The organism is Streptococcus sp. 27098_8_99, from assembly GCF_041431935.1.
GTDB classification, from domain to species: domain Bacteria; phylum Bacillota; class Bacilli; order Lactobacillales; family Streptococcaceae; genus Streptococcus; species Streptococcus parasanguinis_D.
This window is the reverse complement of sequence record NZ_JAPVYQ010000002.1, coordinates 105634-126658: the sequence shown is the minus strand read 5'-3', so window position 1 is coordinate 126658 and position 21025 is coordinate 105634. Positions and strand designations below refer to the sequence as shown.

Annotated in this window: 11 protein-coding genes; 8 read left to right on the top strand and 3 right to left on the bottom strand. The window is 42.5% G+C overall.

Translation table 11 applies throughout. The features are described from left to right. Window positions 1-14: 14 nt before the first annotated feature. Window positions 15-2633 carry an alanine--tRNA ligase gene (alaS, locus tag O3605_RS01960; protein ID WP_049496746.1) on the top strand — a complete coding sequence of 873 codons (2619 nt, stop codon included), beginning with the start codon at window positions 15-17 and terminating at the stop codon, window positions 2631-2633. A 109-nt stretch (window positions 2634-2742) separates the two neighbouring features. Here the strand turns inward: alaS and nrdF are convergent, their stop codons facing one another. From nrdF to nrdH, 3 genes are all read right to left on the bottom strand, one after another. Beyond that, complete coding sequence (gene nrdF / locus O3605_RS01955; RefSeq protein WP_037617283.1) at window positions 2743-3702, bottom strand: class 1b ribonucleoside-diphosphate reductase subunit beta; 960 nt, start codon at window positions 3700-3702, stop codon at window positions 2743-2745. 113 nt (window positions 3703-3815) lie between these two features. Further along, window positions 3816-5975 (bottom strand): class 1b ribonucleoside-diphosphate reductase subunit alpha, encoded by a 2160-nt coding sequence (nrdE, locus tag O3605_RS01950; protein WP_049496745.1) that lies wholly within the window; start codon window positions 5973-5975, stop codon window positions 3816-3818. Between the two features lie 114 nt (window positions 5976-6089). Further along, complete coding sequence (gene nrdH, locus O3605_RS01945; protein ID WP_003006408.1) at window positions 6090-6308, bottom strand: glutaredoxin-like protein NrdH; 219 nt, start codon at window positions 6306-6308, stop codon at window positions 6090-6092. A gap of 475 nt (window positions 6309-6783) precedes the next feature. Between nrdH and O3605_RS01940 the strand changes: the two genes are divergently transcribed. The 7 genes from O3605_RS01940 (at window position 6784) to O3605_RS01910 (ending at window position 20955) form a co-directional block, all read left to right on the top strand. After that, a complete protein-coding gene (locus O3605_RS01940; protein ID WP_003006411.1) occupies window positions 6784-7047 on the top strand; it encodes a phosphocarrier protein HPr in 264 nt (87 codons plus the stop codon). Window positions 7048-7050: 3 nt separating this feature from the next. Beyond that, the gene (ptsP, locus tag O3605_RS01935; RefSeq protein ID WP_003006414.1) at window positions 7051-8784 is read left to right on the top strand and encodes a phosphoenolpyruvate--protein phosphotransferase; all 1734 of its coding nucleotides are present in this window, start codon (window positions 7051-7053) and stop codon (window positions 8782-8784) included. Between the two features lie 328 nt (window positions 8785-9112). Further along, on the top strand, window positions 9113-11020 hold the full coding sequence (gene glgB, locus O3605_RS01930) for a 1,4-alpha-glucan branching protein GlgB (RefSeq protein ID WP_049496744.1): 1908 nt from the start codon (window positions 9113-9115) through the stop codon (window positions 11018-11020). 50 nt (window positions 11021-11070) lie between these two features. Continuing rightward, window positions 11071-12213 carry a glucose-1-phosphate adenylyltransferase gene (locus O3605_RS01925; protein WP_049496743.1) on the top strand — a complete coding sequence of 381 codons (1143 nt, stop codon included), beginning with the start codon at window positions 11071-11073 and terminating at the stop codon, window positions 12211-12213. After that, window positions 12203-13339 (top strand): glucose-1-phosphate adenylyltransferase subunit GlgD, encoded by a 1137-nt coding sequence (gene glgD, locus O3605_RS01920; RefSeq protein WP_049496742.1) that lies wholly within the window; start codon window positions 12203-12205, stop codon window positions 13337-13339. The genes O3605_RS01925 and glgD overlap by 11 nt, the downstream gene beginning before the upstream one ends. Then, window positions 13339-14766: a glycogen synthase GlgA gene (gene glgA / locus O3605_RS01915; RefSeq protein WP_371585151.1), complete on the top strand. Its 1428-nt coding sequence runs from the start codon at window positions 13339-13341 to the stop codon at window positions 14764-14766. Before glgD ends, glgA begins: the two co-directional genes overlap by 1 nt. Before the next feature lie 234 nt (window positions 14767-15000). Then, window positions 15001-20955 (top strand): ZmpA/ZmpB/ZmpC family metallo-endopeptidase, encoded by a 5955-nt coding sequence (locus tag O3605_RS01910; protein WP_371585150.1) that lies wholly within the window; start codon window positions 15001-15003, stop codon window positions 20953-20955. Window positions 20956-21025: the final 70 nt, after the last annotated feature.

Genomic DNA, 21025 nt, shown 5'->3' with positions numbered 1-21025 from the left:
ATTAGGAGACAAATATGAAACAATTATCTAGTGCACAAGTCCGTCAAATGTGGCTTGATTTCTGGGCAAGCAAAGGCCACTCTGTAGAACCATCTGTTAGCTTGGTTCCTGTAAATGACCCAACGCTTTTATGGATCAACTCAGGGGTTGCCACTCTTAAGAAATACTTCGATGGAACCATCAAACCTGAAAATCCACGGATTACCAATGCTCAAAAGGCTATTCGTACCAACGATATCGAAAACGTAGGGAAGACTGCCCGTCACCATACCATGTTTGAAATGTTGGGGAACTTCTCCATCGGGGATTACTTCCGTGACGAAGCCATCACATGGGCTTATGAGCTTTTGACAAGTCCGGAATGGTTTGACTTCCCCAAAGACAAACTTTACATGACCTATTACCCTGACGACAAAGATTCATACAACCGCTGGATCGCTGTTGGTGTGGATCCAAGTCACTTGATCCCAATTGAAGACAACTTCTGGGAAATCGGTGCAGGGCCTTCTGGACCAGATACAGAAATCTTCTTTGACCGTGGAGAAGCCTTTGACCCTGAAAATATCGGTCTTCGTCTGCTTGCAGAAGATATCGAAAACGACCGTTACATCGAAATCTGGAACATTGTCTTGTCACAATTTAACGCTGACCCTGCTGTTCCTCGTAGCGAATACAAGGAATTGCCACACAAGAACATTGATACGGGCGCAGGTTTAGAACGTTTGGTAGCCGTTATCCAAGGGGCGAAGACTAACTTTGAAACAGACCTCTTCATGCCGATCATCCGTGAAGTTGAAAAGATGTCTGGTAAAACCTACGATCCAGATGGCGACAATATGAGCTTCAAGGTGATTGCTGACCACATCCGTTCGCTTTCATTTGCGATTGGAGATGGGGCTCTTCCAGGTAATGAAGGACGCGGTTACGTTCTTCGTCGTCTCCTCCGTCGTGCTTCCATGCATGGTCAAAAATTGGGGATTGAAGGAACCTTCTTGTATAAATTGGTTCCAACTGTTGGGAAGATCATGGAAAGCTACTACCCAGAAGTACTTGAAAAACAAGACTTTATCGAAAAAATTATCAAGAGTGAAGAAGAATCATTTGCTCGTACCTTGAACTCTGGTCAACACTTTGCCCAAACCATCGTTGAAGACTTGAAAGCTAAAGGTCAAACAGTGATTGCTGGTCAAGATGTCTTCAAACTTTATGATACATACGGATTCCCTGTAGAATTGACAGAAGAAATCGCCGAAGAAGCTGGAATGACAGTCGATCGTGAAGGTTTTGAAGCAGCTATGAAGGAACAACAAGAGCGTGCGCGTGCATCAGCTGTCAAAGGCGGATCTATGGGGATGCAAAATGAAACCCTTCAAAACATTACAGTTGAAAGTAGCTTCAACTACAATGCCAGCCAATTGCCTTCTAAGTTGGTGGCTATCGTAGCGGACAATGCTGAAGTAGAGGCTGTATCAGAAGGGACTGCATCATTGATCTTTGCAGAAACTCCATTCTACGCTGAAATGGGTGGACAAGTTGCGGACCATGGTCAAATCTTGGATGCTGCAGGAAACGTCGTAGCGACGGTGACAGATGTTCAAAAAGCACCAAATGGACAGCCACTCCATACTGTTGAAGTTCTTGCTCCTCTTGCCTTGAACCAAGAATACACTTTGGCGATCGATACCAATCGTCGTCATCGTGTCATGAAGAACCACACAGCAACTCACTTGCTCCATGCGGCTCTTCACAATATCCTTGGTAACCACGCAACCCAAGCGGGATCTCTCAATGAAGTAGAATTCCTTCGCTTTGACTTTACTCACTTCCAAGCCGTGACTCCAGAAGAATTGCGCGCTATTGAACAACAAGTCAATGAAAAGATTTGGGAAGCGATCGCAGTCGAAACGATTGAAACAGATATCGATACTGCTAAAGAAATGGGAGCCATGGCCCTCTTTGGTGAAAAATACGGTAAAGAAGTTCGTGTTGTCACTATTGGTGATTACTCTGTTGAGCTCTGTGGTGGTACTCACGTAGGCAATACTTCTGAAATTGGTCTCTTCAAGATTGTCAAAGAAGAAGGAATCGGATCAGGAACTCGTCGTATCTTAGCAGTAACTGGTAAGGAAGCCTTCGAAGCATACCGTGAACAAGAAGACGCACTGAAAGCAGTCGCAGCAACCTTGAAAGCACCTCAACTCAAGGAAGTCCCTCATAAGGTGGAAGGTCTTCAAGAACAACTCCGTCAATTGCAAAAAGAAAATGCAGAATTGAAGGAAAAAGCGGCAGCAGCTGCAGCAGGCGATGTCTTCAAGAATGTTCAAGAAGCAAACGGCCACCGTTACATTGCCAGCCAAGTTTCTGTATCAGATGCAGGTGCCCTTCGTACCTTTGCGGATAACTGGAAACAAAAAGATTACTCTGATGTGCTTGTTCTTGTCGCAGCCATCGGTGACAAGGTCAATGTCCTTGTAGCCAGCAAGACAAAAGAAGTCCATGCAGGTAATGTCATTAAAGAATTGGCTCCAATCGTCGATGGACGTGGTGGTGGTAAACCAGACATGGCCATGGCAGGAGGAAGCAACCAAGCGAAAATCCAAGAATTGTTGGATGCTGTAGCAGGTAAATTGTAATTATCGAAGAGGTTGGATGTTTGTTCAACCTCTTTTTTCAACAAAGAAGCAGAGCCAATTAGAAAAAGAATGCAACAAAAAAACCTTTCCGTTTGGAAAGGTTTTTGTCTTATAGTCCGTAATTGTAATCGTCATCCTGCATGGCTTCTACTTCACCGAGAAGGTAACCATTTCCGACTTGAGAGAAGAAGTCGTGGTTAGAGGTACCGGTTGAGATTCCGTTCATGACGATTGGGTTAACGTCATCTGCTGAGTCTGGGAAAAGCGGATCTTGTCCCAAGTTCATGAGGGCTTTATTGGCGTTGTATCGAAGGAAGGTCTTGACTTCCTCAGTCCAGCCCACACCATCATAGAGGCTCTCTGTGTAACCTTCTTCATTCTCATAGAGAGTGTAGAGCAGATCATACATCCACTCTTTGAGTTTTTCTTGTTCTTCTTCTGATAATTCGTTAAATCCAAGTTGGAACTTGTAGCCGATATAGGTTCCGTGAACTGATTCATCACGAATGATCAACTTGATGATTTCAGCTACGTTGGCCAATTTGTTGTTTCCAAGATAGTAGAGAGGTGTGAAGAAACCAGAGTAGAAGAGGAAGGTTTCAAGGAAGACGCTGGCAACTTTCTTTTCAAGAGGGGTCCCATTGAGGTAGATTTCGTTGATGATTTCTGCCTTCTTTTGAAGGAAAGGATTGGTGTTGGTCCATTCGAAAATCTCTTCGATTTCTGACTTGGTATTCAAAGTAGAAAAGATAGAAGAGTATGACTTAGCATGGACTGATTCCATAAATTGGATGTTGTTAAAGACAGCTTCTTCATGGGGAGTACGAATATCCGCACGAAGAGCCTGAACACCTGTTTCAGATTGCATGGTATCTAGAAGGGTTAATCCCCCAAAGACTTTACCAACTAGGTCTTTTTCTTTATTAGACAACTTTCTCCAGTCATCCAAGTCGTTTGACAAAGGGATACGTGTATCCAACCAGAATTGCTCTGTCAGTTTTTCCCAGGTCGATTTATCGATGACATCTTCGATTGCATTCCAGTTAATGGCTTTGTAGTATGTTTCCATTTGCATCACTTTCTTTTTCTATTCATTCAATCGTTACTATTCTACCATAAATTGATAGAATACCGCACAAAAAGTCGGCGAACCGACTTTTGATAGCTATCTAGGATAGCGGATTAGATGACACAGCTTTCACATTGGTTGGCGCCAACTTCTCCACCATCATCTGTAAAGGTACGGACGTAGTAGATAGACTTGATACCCTTGTTAAAGGCGTAGTTCCGAAGGATAGACAAGTCACGAGTGGTTTGTTTGTTTTCAGTTTTCCATTCGTAAAGACCCTTTGGAATATCGCTGCGCATAAAGAGAGTCAGTGAAAGACCTTGGTCTACATGCTCAGTTGCAGCAGCATAGACATCGATGACTTTTCGCATATCCATGTCGTAGGCAGAAGTGTAGTAAGGAATCGTTTCCGTTGACAATCCTGCTGCAGGGTAGTAGATCTTACCGATTTTCTTCTCTTGACGTTCTTCAATCCGTTGTGTAATTGGGTGGATAGAAGCAGATACGTCATTGATGTAGCTGATAGATCCATTTGGTGCGACAGCCAAGCGGTTTTGGTGGTAAAGACCATCTGCTTGAACTTTAGCACGCAGTTCTGCCCAATCCTCAGCACTTGGGATAAAGATATCTTTAAAGAGTTCTTTGACGCGATCAGATTTTGGTACAAATTCTCCAGTCATGTACTTATCAAAGTAAGTACCGTTGGCATAGTCTGATTTTTCAAAGTTGTGGAAGGTGACACCACGTTCGCGTGCAATGTTATTTGATTCTACGAGAGTCCAGTAGTTCATGAGCATGAAGTAGATACTTGTAAACTCAACAGACTCAGGTGATCCGTATTCGATCAATTGTTGGGCAAGGTAGCTGTGAAGTCCCATAGCTCCAAGTCCGAACGAATGCGCCAATTTATTTCCGTGGTCAATAGTTGGAACGGCTACGATATGAGAGCTATCTGTAACGAAGGTCAAAGCACGGACCATGGCACGAATCGAACGTCCAAAATCAGGTGAAGTCATCATGTTAACCACGTTGGTTGAACCAAGGTTACATGAGACGTCTGTTCCCATTTGGACAAATTCTTGGGCATCGTTGATCAAGCTTGGTTCTTGAACCTGGAGGATCTCTGAACACAAGTTACTCATGATGATTTTTCCATCAACAGGGTTTGCCCGGTTAGCAGTATCGATGTTGACTACATATGGATAGCCAGATTCTTGTTGCAATTTAGAAATTTCAGTTTCCAAATCACGTGCCTTAATTTTAGTCTTGCGGATATTTGGATTAGCAACCAACTCATCGTATTTTTCAGTGATGTCGATGTAGTTGAATGGTACTCCGTATTCACGTTCCACAGAGTATGGGCTGAAGAGGTACATTTCCTCATTCTTACGCGCTAACTCATAGAATTTGTCTGGCACGACGACACCAAGTGAAAGGGTCTTAACCCGAACCTTTTCATCGGCATTTTCTTTCTTAGTTGAAAGGAAGGCGATGATGTCTGGGTGGAAGACGTTGAGGTAAACCACCCCAGCCCCTTGGCGTTGTCCCAATTGGTTAGAGTAAGAGAAGCTATCTTCAAAGAGTTTCATAACAGGTACGACCCCAGAAGCGGCTCCTTCATACCCTTTGATTGGTGCTCCAGCTTCACGAAGGTTGCTGAGAGAAATCCCAACCCCACCACCGATACGAGACAGTTGAAGGGCAGAGTTGATGGAACGTCCGATCGCATTCATATCATCGGTTACTTGGATCAAGAAACATGATACCAATTCCCCACGGCGGGCACGTCCAGCGTTTAAGAAAGAAGGAGTAGCTGGTTGGTAGCGTTGGTGGATAATTTCGTTTGCGATGTCTCGCGCGATAGCTTCATTTCCATCAGCAAAATAGAGAGCATTGAAAAAGACACGGTCTTCCATGCTTTCAAGATAGTATTCTCCATCATTTGTTTTCAAAGCGTATTGGTTATAGAATTTGTAGGCCGCCATGAAGGACTTGAATTGGAAGTTTTGGTCTTTGATAAATTGGGCCAATTCCTCTAAAAATTCAGGACGGTATTTCTCGATAAAAGCTCTCTCAATGTAATTGTGCTCGAGAAGGTACTGAATCTTGTCTGTAATCGAGTCAAAGGCTTTAGTATTTGGTACAACATTTTCTTTAAAGAACGCATCCAAAGCTTCTTTATCTTTATGAAGCATGATTTGGCCGTTTACTGGACGGTTGATTTCATTGTTAAGACGAAAATACGTCACATCTTCAAGAGATTTTAATCCCATAATAATCCTTTTCTAGTTCAAAAAAATGAAGAGGAGAAGTCCTCTCTTTCCAAGTAAAAAGTCTAGTGTTAGGTTGCTAACGCTAGACCCTATTTAAGCAAAATACTGTGTTTATTAAGAAAGTTTCTTCAACTTAGCTGGTTGAAAACCAGAAAATACTTCATCCGGTGTTTGAATAACTGGAGCAGCATTGAAGCCAAGGTTCTTAACATGCTCTACAAATTCTGGCTGTTCGTCTAAGTTAATTTCGCGGTATTCCACATGATTGCTATCGAGGAATCGCTTGGTCATTTTGCATTGAACACAATTATTTTTTGAATAAATGGTTACCATTTCTTTTCCGTTCTCCTATCGAAATATAAATCTGTAAACAGTATAAACAAAATCCAGCAACTTGTCAACAAAATAAAACTAAATATTGTGCAAAGAGATGAAATGGAGTTTTTAAAGCACAATATATTGTGGTGAGCGAAAAGTGTGAAAATCGAAGAAATGGGATAAGAATAGGCTTTAAAGCATCTTTAATTAGTTATAATTTTTTGGTGAATCAATATCCTGTGGTTCAACAGCTTCTTTTCATTGAAAGCGGAGGAAAATGTTACTTATAATATAGTAGAAAATTGAAAAGATATTTTCTCTGTTCTTCAGGTGCTTCTTAAAATGTATCTAAATTGGGATTTTTCTCAGTCTTTTTCTGTAAGTCAGTGATAAAAATCTTGAAAAAAATTTCAAAAGATGATATAATACCAAATTGTAAGGGTTATCAAAAGGTAACTCAAAAACTATTTTTAAAAAGGAGAGTCAAACTATGGCTTCTAAAGATTTCCACATCGTGGCAGAAACAGGTATCCACGCACGTCCAGCAACTTTGTTGGTTCAAACTGCTAGCAAATTTGCTTCAGATATTACTCTTGAATACAAAGGTAAATCAGTTAACTTGAAATCAATCATGGGTGTTATGAGCCTTGGTGTTGGTCAAGGAGCAGACGTTGTAATCTCTGCAGAAGGTGCTGACGCTGATGATGCTATCGCAGCTATCTCAGAAACAATGACTAAAGAAGGATTGGCTTAAAATATGACAAAAATGCTAAAAGGAATTGCAGCATCTGACGGTGTTGCCGTTGCTAAGGCATATTTGCTCATTCAACCAGACTTATCATTTGAGACTGTTTCAGTCGAAGATACAAGTGCAGAAGAAGCTCGTTTGGATGCAGCTCTTGAAGCTTCACAAAACGAGCTTTCTCTTATTCGGGAGAATGCAGTAGCAAGCCTTGGTGAAGAAGCAGCACAAGTTTTTGATGCGCATATGATGGTTCTTGCTGACCCTGAAATGATTGGTCAGATCAAAGAAACAATTCGTACGAAAAAAATCAATGCAGAAGCTGGCTTGAAAGAAGTCACTGACATGTTCATTGCGATCTTTGAAGGAATGGAAGACAATCCTTACATGCAAGAACGTGCAGCAGATATTCGTGACGTTACCAAACGTGTCCTTGCCAACTTGCTTGGTAAAAAATTGCCAAACCCTGCTTCTATCAATGAAGAAGCAATCGTGGTTGCGCATGACTTGACTCCATCTGATACAGCACAGTTGAACAAAAAGTATGTAAAAGCTTTTGTTACGAATATCGGTGGACGTACAAGCCACTCAGCTATCATGGCTCGTACACTTGAAATCGCAGCTGTTCTTGGTACAAATAACATCACAGAACTTGTCAAAGATGGCGATGTTTTGGCTGTTTCAGGGATCACTGGTGAAGTAGTGATCAACCCTACTGAAGAACAAATCGCAGAGTTCAAAGCAGCTGGTGAAGCTTATGCGAAACAAAAAGCTGAATGGGCTCTCCTTAAAGATGCGAAAACAGTGACTGCTGATGGAAAACACTTCGAGTTGGCTGCCAACATCGGTACACCTAAAGATGTTGAAGGTGTAAACGATAATGGTGCAGAAGCTGTTGGTCTCTATCGTACAGAATTCTTGTACATGGATTCTCAAGACTTCCCTACAGAAGATGACCAATACGAAGCTTACAAAGCTGTTCTTGAAGGTATGAACGGTAAACCTGTGGTTGTTCGTACAATGGATATCGGTGGGGATAAAGAACTTCCTTATTTCGACCTTCCTAAAGAAATGAACCCATTCTTAGGTTTCCGTGCTTTGCGTATTTCTATCTCTGAAACTGGTAACCAAATGTTCCGCACACAATTGCGTGCCTTGCTTCGTGCATCTGTTCACGGTAAATTGCGGATCATGTTCCCAATGGTTGCTTTGTTAACTGAGTTCCGTACAGCTAAGGGTATTCTTGAAGAAGAAAAGGCTAAATTGCTTGCGGAAGGTGTTGCTGTTGCAGACGATATCCAAGTAGGAATCATGATTGAAATCCCAGCTGCAGCAATGCTTGCGGATCAATTTGCTAAAGAAGTTGATTTCTTCTCAATTGGTACTAACGACTTAATCCAATACACAATGGCTGCTGACCGTATGAACGAGCAAGTATCATACCTTTACCAACCATATAACCCATCTATCCTTCGTTTGATCAACAACGTGATCAAAGCGGCTCACGCTGAAGGCAAATGGGCTGGTATGTGTGGTGAAATGGCCGGTGACCAAACTGCTGTTCCACTTCTTGTCGGAATGGGCTTGGATGAGTTCTCAATGTCAGCGACATCTGTCCTTCGTACACGTAGCTTGATGAAGAAACTCGACACAGCTAAAATGCAAGAATACGCTAACCGTGCTCTTACTGAATGTTCAACAATGGAAGAAGTTCTTGAACTTTCAAAAGAATACGTGAACGTAGACTAAGAATTCAACAAGACTAAGACAAATCTGTCTTAGTCTTTTTTTACATTGTTCATAAAAATGTTCATTTTATTCGTAATAAACTAGTTAGTAATAAAAATAGTGATTTAAATGTTCGGTTTTTGTTTGATTTTCCTCGTATATATAGTATAATCGTAAGTAAGATAAGGAGGATGACCAAGGAAGGATCGAAAAGGTTCGGGAAAGAAAATGGAAAAACTTTTCCTGATAATTTTACATGATTTTACAGGAATCAACTTGAAAATTAAGTGATTTTATAGTAGAATAATATCAAATAGAAAACGCTTTCAAAAAGCAAAGAGGTGAGTATATGGATAGAAGCACAGACTTATGGACATTTGGAAGAGGGGATAATTTCCATCTTCAAGAGTACTTAGGAGCTCACAAGGAAACAAGGGGAGAACAAGAAGGCTTTACCTTCCGTGTTTGGGCTCCCAATGCTCAGGCGGTGGATCTGATTGGTGATTTCACTGATTGGGAAGCTCGTAAAATTCCAATGGTTCGTAATGAAGGAGGCGTCTGGGAAGTCTTCTGTTCCGATGCAAAAGAGGGAGATATATACAAGTATTTGGTGACTCGACAAAATGGTCATCAGGTGCAAAAAATCGATCCTCTAGCGTTATGGATGGAAAAGAGACCCAATACAGGATCTATTATTAAGACCATTCCAGAGAAAAACTGGAAAGATGGTCTCTGGAGAGCACGCCGCAAAAAACTTGGTTTTAAGGAACGACCTGTTAATATTTATGAGGTTCACGCAGGATCGTGGAAACGTAATGAGGATCATAGTTCCTATACCTTCAAACAACTAAAAGATGAACTCATTCCGTATCTGGTAGAGATGAACTACACCCACGTGGAATTTATGCCAGTGATGGCCCATCCATTGGGCTTGAGTTGGGGCTATCAGCTTATGGGATATTTTGCACTCGAGCAGACTTATGGTAGCCCAGAAGAGTTTCAAGACTTCGTGGAAGAATGCCACCTCAACAATATCGGAGTGATTGTGGATTGGGTACCAGGACATTTCATTATCAATGATGATGCCTTGGCGTATTATGATGGAACACCAACCTTTGAATACCAGGATGAACATCGGGCCCATAACTATGGTTGGGGAGCTTTGAACTTCGACTTAGGAAAGAATCAAGTCCAGTCATTCTTGATTTCTAGTTTGAAGTTTTGGATTGATACCTATCATTTAGACGGGATTCGGGTCGATGCGGTGAGCAATATGCTCTATCTTGATTACGATAGCGGTCCATGGACACCAAATATTGATGGTGGAAACCTCAACTATGAAGGTGTTCATTTCCTTAGACGTTTGAATGCGATTATCAAGAACGAACACCCAGATGTCATGATGATTGCAGAAGAAAGTTCTGCTGGTCAAAAGATCACGGGTCCTGAAGAAGAAGGTGGACTTGGCTTTGACTATAAATGGAATATGGGTTGGATGAATGATATCCTTCGATTCTACGAAGAAGATCCCATCTACCGGAAATTTGACTTTAACCTGGTAACCTTTAGTTTCATGTATGCATTTTCTGAAAACTTCTTACTACCATTTTCACACGATGAAGTGGTGCATGGTAAGAAGAGTTTGATGCATAAGATGTGGGGAGATCGTTACAATCAATTTGCTGGACTCCGTAACCTCTTGACCTATCAGATCTGTCATCCAGGTAAGAAATTACTCTTTATGGGTTCAGAATTTGGCCAGTTTTTGGAATGGAAGTCAGAAGAGCAACTGGAATGGGGCAATCTAGAGGATGAAATGAATGCTAAGATGCGTCGTTTCACTTCTCAGCTCAATCATTTCTACAAAGAACACAAGGAATTGTGGGAGATTGATGATAGCTTTGATGGCTTAGAGATTATTGATGCAGATAACCGGGATCAGAGCGTTTTGTCTATGGCTCGGAAAAATCGTAAAGGAGATATTCTGGTGTGCGTCTTTAATATGGCACCAGTAGAACGCAAGGACTTTACGATTGGTGTGCCTGTATCAGCTGTCTATGAAGAAATTTGGAATACAGAATTAGAAGAATGGGGAGGTGTCTGGAAAGAGCACAATCCGACAGTTCAGTCTCAAGATGGACTGTGGAAGGATTATGAACAAACTTTGACCTTTACTTTGCCGGCTTTAGGGGCTAGCATTTGGAAGGTGAAACGGAAGGTTCGCAAAACGAAATCTAAAACATCAGATAAAAAATGATGATCGGTTGACTCTAAGGGAGTCCAAGCTTTAAAAAGAGGAAGTAGTCAATGAAGAATGAAATGCTCGCTTTAATTCTTGCCGGTGGGCAAGGAACACGTCTTGGAAAATTAACCAAAAACATCGCGAAACCTGCGGTTCAATTTGGTGGGCGCTATCGGATTATCGATTTTGCTCTCTCAAACTGTGCCAACTCAGGAATTCACAATGTTGGTGTGATTACACAGTATCAACCACTTGCCCTTAACAGCCATATTGGGAATGGTTCCAGCTGGGGCTTGGATGGAATCAATACAGGTGTGTCTATTCTCCAACCTTATTCAGCTAGTGAAGGAAATCGGTGGTTCGAAGGAACTAGTCATGCTATTCTCCAAAACATCGACTATATCGACAGCATCAATCCGGAATATGTCTTGATTCTATCTGGGGACCACATCTACAAGATGGATTACGATGACATGCTTCAAGCACACAAGGATAATAACGCAAGCTTGACTGTTGCCGTCCTAGATGTTCCTTTGAAGGAAGCAAGCCGTTTTGGAATCATGAATACAGATGCCAATAATCGGATTGTCGAATTTGAAGAAAAACCAGCGGAACCAAAATCAACTAAGGCTTCAATGGGGATTTACATCTTTGACTGGGCTCGTCTGCGCAATATGTTAGTTGCTGCTGAAAAGAGCGATATCGATATGTCAGACTTCGGTAAAAATGTCATTCCAACGTATCTAGAATCAGGCGAAAGTGTTTATGCATATGAATTCAATGGTTATTGGAAAGACGTTGGTACGATTGAGTCTCTTTGGGAAGCCAATATGGAATATATCGATCCAAATAATGCCTTGGATAGTCGCGATCGTCACTGGAAAATCTATTCACGCAACCTTATTTCACCACCAAACTTCTTTGGGGAACATGCTCACATCGAAGATTCTCTTGTAGTCGATGGTTGTTTGGTAGACGGTACAGTCAAACACTCCATCTTATCAACAGAAGCTCAAGTTCGTGAAGGAGCAGTTGTTGAAGATGCTGTCGTGATGAGCAATGCCATTATCGGTAAAGGAGCTGTCGTGAAACGCGCGATTATCGGAGAAGGTGCAGTTATTGCAGAAGGTGTCGTGATTGATGGAACAGAGGAAGTACAAGTTGTCGGTTACAATGAAAAAGTGGGGGTAGCAACAGATGAAGATTGATAAATATTCAGCCATTTTAGGAAATACAGTTGGGTATCATGATATGTCCACTTTGACCAGCCATCGTCCGGTAGCATCCCTACCGTTTGATGGGAAATACCGCTTGATTGACTTCCCGTTGTCTAGTCTTGCGAATGCTGGTATTCGTAGTGTTTTTGGGATTTTCCAACAAGAAAATATTAGTTCGGTCTTTGACCATATTCGTTCAGGTCGTGAGTGGGGCTTGTCTACTTTATTGAGCCACTATTACCTCGGAATCTATAATACTCCTGTTGAAAATACAACGGTAGGGCCAGAATATTACCAACAATTGTTGACCTATTTGAAACGGTCTGGTTCCAACCAAACAGTTGCTTTAAACTGTGATGTTTTGATGAATATTGACCTCAACCAAATTTTCCACCTTCATAATACCATTGATCGTCCGATTACAGTGGTTTATAAGAAGTTACATCTTCAAAATATCTCTGAAGTCAATGCTGTCTTGAAAATTGATGAAACAGACCATGTTTCAGAGCAAAGACTTTTTGATGGCAAGGATCCTGACGAAGTCTACAACATGTCAACAGATGTCTTTATTGTGGACACTCCTTGGTTGATTGAAAAAATTGAAGAAGAAGCTAAGAAAGAATACCCACAAAAATTGCGCTATATCTTGCGTGATTTGGCGGTGGAATACAATGCTTTTGCCTTTGAATATACAGGTTACTTAGCCAATATTCATTCAGTTGAATCATACTACCATGCAAACTTGGATATGTTGGAAAACCAAAAATTCATGAAGCTCTTTTCACCAAACCAAAAGGTGTATACGAAAGTGAAGAATGAAGAACCAACGTATTATTCCAAGACATCACATATTAAAACGTCTCAATTTGCTTCGGGTAGTATTGTAGAAGGAACCGTTGAACGTTCCATTGTTTCACGTCGGGTACGCCTTCATGAAGGTTCAGAGGTCCGCAGTAGTCTTCTCTTCCCTGGTGTTGTGATTCATGAAAATGCAATCGTCGAACATGCCATCCTGGATAAGGGTGTCGAAGTGGCTGCTGGTGTGACGATTCGTGGGACAGAAGAAGCACCTGTCGTGGTTAAAAAAGGAACGATTGTTACAGAGGATATTGTCTAATGAAACTATTATTTGTTGCAGCTGAAGGAGCACCGTTTTCTAAAACAGGTGGTTTGGGAGACGTTATTGGCGCTCTTCCTAAATCCTTAGCGAAAAGTGGTCATGATGTGCGCGTGATCCTCCCTTACTATGATATGGTAGAGGCCAAGTTTGGAGATCAAATCGAAGATGTCTTGCATTTTGAGACCAAGGTTGGCTGGAGAAGTCAATATGTGGGTGTGAAACGCATTGTACGAGATGGAGTCACCTTTTACTTTATTGATAACCAACACTATTTCTTTAGAGGCCATGTGTATGGTGACTTTGATGATGGCGAACGGTTTGCCTTCTTCCAGCTCGCGGCCTTAGAAACGATGGAACGAGTTGACTTCATTCCAGATGTTCTTCATGCCCATGATTACCATACGGCGATGATTCCTTTCTTGCTGAAGGAAAAATACCGTTGGATTCAAGCTTATCATGGAATTAAAACAGTATTGACTATCCATAATTTGGAATTCCAAGGTCAGTTCGACCCAGGAATGTTGTGGGACCTATTCGGAGTTGGATTTGAACGCTATGCAGATGGAACGCTTCGGTGGAATGATTGCCTGAACTGGATGAAAGCTGGTATTCTATATGCTGACCGTGTAACAACCGTTTCTCCTAGCTATGCGCATGAGATTATGACTGCTGAATATGGTTGTGGCTTGGATCAGATCCTTCGGATGGAGTCTGGCAAGGTGACCGGAATTGTTAACGGGATTGATGCAGATCTGTATAATCCTGAAACGGATCCACTCTTGACGTATCACTTCAGTCTCTCAGATCTTTCAGGTAAAGCAGCTAGTAAACGAGCTCTTCAAGAACGTGTTGGTCTACCTGTTCGCGATGATGTTCCTTTGTTTGGGATCGTCTCTCGTTTGACACGTCAAAAAGGTTTTGATGTGGTGGTAGAAGAGTTGCATCAACTTTTGCAAAAGGATATTCAGATTGTCTTGCTCGGTACAGGAGATCCTGGATTTGAAAATGCCTTTGCTTGGTTTGGTCAAGCCTACCCAGATAAACTTTCAGCCAATATCACATTTGATGTCCAATTGGCCCAAGAAATCTATGCAGCATCAGATGTCTTCTTGATGCCAAGCCGCTTTGAACCATGTGGCCTTTCTCAGATGATGGCCATGTGTTATGGAACCCTTCCTCTGGTACATGAAGTCGGCGGACTTCGAGATACGGTCCAACCGTATAATGCTGTTGATGGAAGTGGAACAGGCTTTAGTTTCAATAATTTGTCTGGCTATTGGTTTAACTGGGCAGTTGATGAAGCCTTGGCTGTCTACTACAATGACAAACAGGCTTGGTATGGTCTCCAAGAGCAAGCTATGACGCGTGACTTCTCATGGGATACGGCTAGTCAACGATACAATGATTTGTACCAATCCTTATAAATAGATCTATAATACAAACGCCTTTCGAGGCGTTTTTTGTGTTGCTTTCTTCCTATAAAGAAAACGGTTTATTTTTTTGAGTTTTAGAGCTTGCTAAAATAGAAGAAAAAAGATAAGATAGGTAAAGGTAAAAAATCCCGGGAAGGTCCTTATTTTCTGGAAAGGGTCTCAGCTTCTCTAGAAATAATCAGGTCTCTGCTCGAGGATTAAATATTACTATATAGGAATTTTAGGATGAAAAAAGCGAAACAAACGTTTGAAAAAATGACCAAATATTCGATTCGAAAATTATCTGTCGGTGTTGGTCCGGTAGCCATTGGAGCCTTTTTATTAGGAGGAAGCTTGTTAGGAGCTCGTCCTGTCAAAGCAGATCAGGTGACTCTACCTGCTCATGTGCACTTAGGATATGTGACAGAAGAAGAGCTAACCGCTGAAGAAAAAGCACAGGTGATTCATGCAATCCCTGAAGCATATCAAAATGAAGATACTTTCTATCTCGTCTATAAGAAGAAGGAAGCAACTCAGTCGGTTCTTCCTCAAACAGGAAGTCAGGAAGTCGCTCTTTTTGGGTTAAGTCTAGCCACAGCTTCCTTTGCGGTCCTCTTACTCTCTAAAAAGCACCGAAAGAAGGTTATGGGCGTCCTTTTGATTGGAGCCATGGGACAAAGTCTTCTACTTCCAGTTGAAGTCGCAGCCCTACAAAATCAAGTCTTACGCACCTATAATCAGGATCTTGCGATCGCATCGAACAAAGATCTTGCAAATGGCGTGATTCAAATTGACGGTTATGACTATATTGGTTATTTGCGCTACCCGTCAGTCCAAAAGACGAGCTTACAAGAGCCAAAGGCTATGCAGGAAACGAAACCTTCTGTAGAAGGAACGATCAAAACAAGTACAGGGATTCCACAAGTGGAACCACAAGCGCGTGTGACCCCAGAAGTCGCTCCAGCCTTTCCTCAAGTTGAAAAACCAAGCCTGGAAGTCTCTGCTGAGCCTGTGCCATTTGAAACTGTCAAACAAGCTGATCCTACATTAGCCAAAGGGCAAACCAAGGTGCTGACTGCTGGCCAAAATGGGGAGCGAACCATATTGACGGAAGTGAGTGTGGTAGATGGACAAGAAGTTCGCAGAGTCGTTGAAAGCAAGGTCACAAAAGAACCAGTTTCACAAATTCTTGCCGTTGGGACAAAAGAAGATGCCCAACCAACCCCTCAACCCAGCCCTTCTCCAGTTGTAACAGCAAAGGGGACGCAGGAAGAAGGTCATGTCGGTGAAGCTCCTGTTCAACCAGAGAACCCAGCCTATACAGGTGTGGTGGAAGCCAAAGGAACACAAGAAGAAGGTCATGTCGGCGAAGCTCCTGTTCAACCGGAGAACCCAGCCTATACAGGTGTGGTGGAAGCTAAGGGAACACAGGAAGAAGGCCATGTTGGCGAAGCCCCTGTTCAACCTGAGAACCCAGTCTATACAGGCGTGGTGGAAGCCAAAGGGACACAAGAAGAAGGCCATGTCGGCGAAGCCCCTGTTCAACCTGAGAACCCAACCTATACAGGTGTGGTGGAAGCCAAGGGAACACAGGAAGAAGGCCATGTCGGCGAAGCTCCTATTCAACCAGAGAACCCAACCTATCAAGTAACGGAAGGGACGGTAACAGAGACAGAAACGGTAATCCTTCCATATGAAACAGAGTATGTAACGGACGCCAATCGTTACACCGATGAAGAAAGCCTCCTTCAGAAAGGCGAGGCTGGTAGCCAGGAGATTCGTCGAGTTTATAAGACGGTCAATGGTGAGAAGATTGGCGAGCCCGTGAGCACGACCACTGAAACGGTAAAAGCTCCTGTGACAGAAAAAATTAGTCGTGGGACTAAGGCGATTGAAGGCCAAACAGAGGATGTTTCGTATGAGGAAATTCCATTTAAGACGGTAACCGAACAAGATGCTACCTTGCTAAAAGGAACCGAAAGGGTTTCTCAAGCCGGTAAGAATGGGAAGAAGAAAATCACCAAGGTCTATAAGACCATTAAGGGAGTTAAGACAACGGATGCTCCTACGATTTCTGAGGAAGTAGTTGAACAAGCGCAAGATCAGATCATTCAACAAGGGGCCAAAGAACTTGACAAGCCTACCTTAACTTTGACCCAGGTCGATAAGGAAGAATTGAAGCGCAGTGCTAAAGCTACTTATCATTTGGATAAACCAGACGGTGTGACCATCAAGTCCATCCAGGCTGTATTGAAGAAGGGTGATCAAGTGGTGAAAACCCTGACCCTTTCAGAGACGGACTTGGCAGCTGCTTTAGCGGACTTGGACTACTACAAGGATTATACGCTCGCAACGACCATGGTCTATGACCGTGGAAATGGGGATGAAGAAGAAGTTCTCAAGGAAGAACCACTGAGAATTGATCTTAAAAAAGTTGAAATCAAAAACATCAAGGAAACCAGTCTGATTAGCGTGGATGACCAAGGTCTTGAGACTGATAGCAGCCTCTTGACTGAAACACCGTCTGATGTGAAGCCTTACTACTTAAAGGTTACCACCCATGATAATAAGGTCACGAAACTAGCCGTTGATAAAATCGAAGAAGTGACGGTAGATGGCACGACCCTCTACAAAGTAACAGCCAAAGCTCCTGATCTCATCCAACGGACTGCGGACAACCAGTTCAGTGAGGACTATGTCCACTATATTGCGAAACCAAAAGCACATGAAGGTGATGTCTACTACAATTTCAACGAACTTGTAAAAGCCATGCAAGCCAATCCGACTGGTACCTTTAAGATTGGTAGCAATATGAATGCGGCTAATGTCCAGCCAGCAGGGAAATCCTATGTGACCAATGCCTTCAAGGGAATTTTGGAAAGTACGGATGGAAATACATTTGCCATCCATAATATCACGCGACCACTGTTTGGGAACATCGAAGGTGGCTCGGTTAAGAATCTCTTGCTTGAAAATGTTGCGATTGACCTACCTGGGACTGATCGAGTAGCTCCAATCGCAGGTGTCATCAAAAATAATGCAACTGTTGAAAATGTTAAAGTAACAGGAAGTGTTGTTGGGAACAATGACGTAGCTGGTATTATCAATAAAATTGATGGCAGTGGGAAAGTAAGTAATGTCGCCTTTATCGGGAAACTGCACGCTGCTGGGAACAAAGGTGGCTATCTAGCGGGTGTTGTTGGTGAGAACTGGAAGGGTGTCGTAGAAAAAGCTTACGTTGATGCTGAAATCACTGGGAACAAAGCCAAAGCTGCAGGTCTCGTTTATTCCTCTCAAAATGGTGGAAATAACCACACAGTAGGTAAAGAAGGGGTTCTCAGAAACTCCGTTGCTAAAGGTTCAATTGAACTCAAAGAAGCGGTTCAATCTGGTGGATTACTGGGGACCAACTGGGCCTTGGGGACTATTGAAGACAACATCACCATGATGAAAGTCAAAACGGGTGAGATGGTCTTCGGACACTCGGATATCGACGCTGATGATTACTTCACCTATTCAAGAACCAAGCGCAATTACAGCGTGGAAGGCGTGAGTGAAGGGAAGAAATCCTTTAACAACTCCCGTAAAATCCCTAGCATCTCGCTGGCAGAAGCTGAGCAGAAAATCGAAGCAATGGGAATTACAGCTGATACATTCACCAGCAGCAAACCGATTGAAGACACGCTCAATCACCTTGTTAGCAAAGACGATCAATACAAGGCCATCACTGCTTACGATGCGACTCGTGAGCTGGCTTACCGTAATATTGCTAAATTGCAACCATTCTACAATAAAGAGTGGATTGTCGACCAAGGGAATAAATTGGCTGCGACGAGCCCTCTTTTGACCAAGGAAGTCTTGTCTGTGACCGCTATGAAGGGCAATGATTTTGTCACGGAACTAGCAGATGCTGATCACATCCTGATCCATTATGCCGATAAGACCAAAGATGTCTTTAGCATGACACCGAAAGATTCTAAAGTCAAACAAGTCAAAGAGTACAGTGTGGCGGAGCTCGGTGAAGTAGTCTACACGCCAAATATGGTGGACAAGGACCGTAGCGATCTCATCAGTGCCATCGTAGAGAAATTAAGTCCTGTAGAATTGCAATCAGATCCAATCTACACTCACTTAGGTCGAACAGGACCTAACAAAGTCAATGCCATTAAGAACCTTTACCTCGAAGAAAGTTTCCAAGAAGTCAAGGATAATCTGACTCACTTTGTCAAACAACTGGTTGAAAACCAAGACCATCAATTAAACACAGATGAGGCTGCTAAACGTGCCCTTATCAAGAAAGTTGATGACAACAAGGCGGCCGTTCTTTTAGGGCTTTCTTACCTCAATCGCTATTACGGAGTGAAGTTCGATGATGTCAATCTTAAGCAGCTCATGTTGTTCAAGCCAGACTTCTATGGGAAGAATGTTGATGTCTTAGACCGTTTGATTGAAATTGGTTCAAAAGAAGACTACATCAAAGGAACTCGTACCCATGATGCCTTCCGAGAAGTCGTTGCGAAGTCTACTCTTTCTAGCAACCTAAATGACTTCCTGAAGTACAATATGGACCTCTTTACAACTGATACAGACTTGAATGATTGGTTCATCAAAGCAACCAAAGACAATGTCTATATTGTGGAGCCTGAGACGACCAATCCAGCTTTCGCATCTGCTAAGCATAGAGCCTATGAGGGCTTAAACAATGATATTCACGGTAAAATGATCTTGCCACTCTTGAATCTTAAAGATGCGCACATGTTCTTGATTTCAACATACAATACCTTGGCCTATAGTTCCTTCGAGAAATACGGTAAAAACACTGAGGCAGAACGAAATGCCTTCAAGGCGGAAATTGATAAAGTAGCAAAAGCCCAACAGGACTACTTGGATTTCTGGTCGCGATTAGCAGCTGATAATGTTCGCAACCAGCTCCTAAAGAGCAATAATATGGTGCCGACCCCTGTCCTTGATAATCAAAACTATAAAGGCATTAGTACAGACCGTTATGGCCATACGAATAGTGGAAAAGATGTCGCTCCAATTCGTGAATTATATGGACCAACTGATCGTTACCATGCGACAGATTGGCGCATGGGAGCAACCGCTCGTGTCTATGGAAATCCTTATAAAGATGATTCGGTCTTCTTTATGGTGACGGATATGATCAGTGACTTTGGGATTTCTGCTTTTACCCATGAAACGACGCACGTCAATGACCGTATGGTATACTTGGGTGGCTGGAGACACCGTGAAGGAACGGATCTAGAAGCCTATGCTCAAGGCATGCTCCAAACGCCATCCGTATCCAATCCAAATGGGGAATACAAAGCTCTAGGTCTCAACATGGCCTATGAACGTCCAAACGACGGCAACCAATGGTACAATACCAATCCAAATGATTTGAAGTCACGTGACGAAATTGATCGGTATATGAAAGGCTATAATGACACTCTCATGCTTCTGGATTACCTAGAAGGAGAAGCCGTCCTCAATAAAGGCAGTCAAGACTTGAACAATGCATGGTTCAAGAAGGTTGATAAACAATACCGAGGGGCTAATACCAAGAATCAATTTGATAAGGTGCGTCCTTTGAGTGATGAGGAAAAAGCCATCACCTTACATTCAGTAGATGATCTCATCACCAACAACTTCATGACCAATCGTGGTCCTGGAAATGGTGTCTATAATCCATCGGACTTTGGTTCAGCCTATGTGACGGTACCGATGATGACAGGGATCTATGGTGGAAACACCAGTGAAGGGGCTCCTGGAGCCATGTCCTTCAAACACAATACCTTCAGACTCTGGGGTTACTATGGCTATGAAAAAGGCTTCTTAGGCTATGCTTCAAACAAGTATAAACAAGAATCCAAACAAGCAGGTCATGCGACTCTAGGGGATGATTACATCATTCAAAAGATTTCTGATGGGAAATTCAGTACCCTTGAAGACTGGAAGAAAGCCTACTTCAATGAAGTGGTAACCAGTGCCAAAAATGGACTTCAGGCTATTGAAGTGGATGGGACTACTTATAGCTCTTATGAGGACTTAAAACAAGCCTTTGCAACTGCGGTTGAAAAAGATCAGGCCAGTTTGAAGAATGGTTCTGTCAAATTTGACAATACCCTTGCCTTGAAAGAAAAAATCTTTAAGAAATTACTGCAACAAACAGACAGTTTCAAAACGTCTATCTTTAAATAATCGAATTCTCTCATCTGCTGAGCAGGTGAGAGGTTTTTAGAAGAAAAAATGAATAGAGGTGGACAAAGCG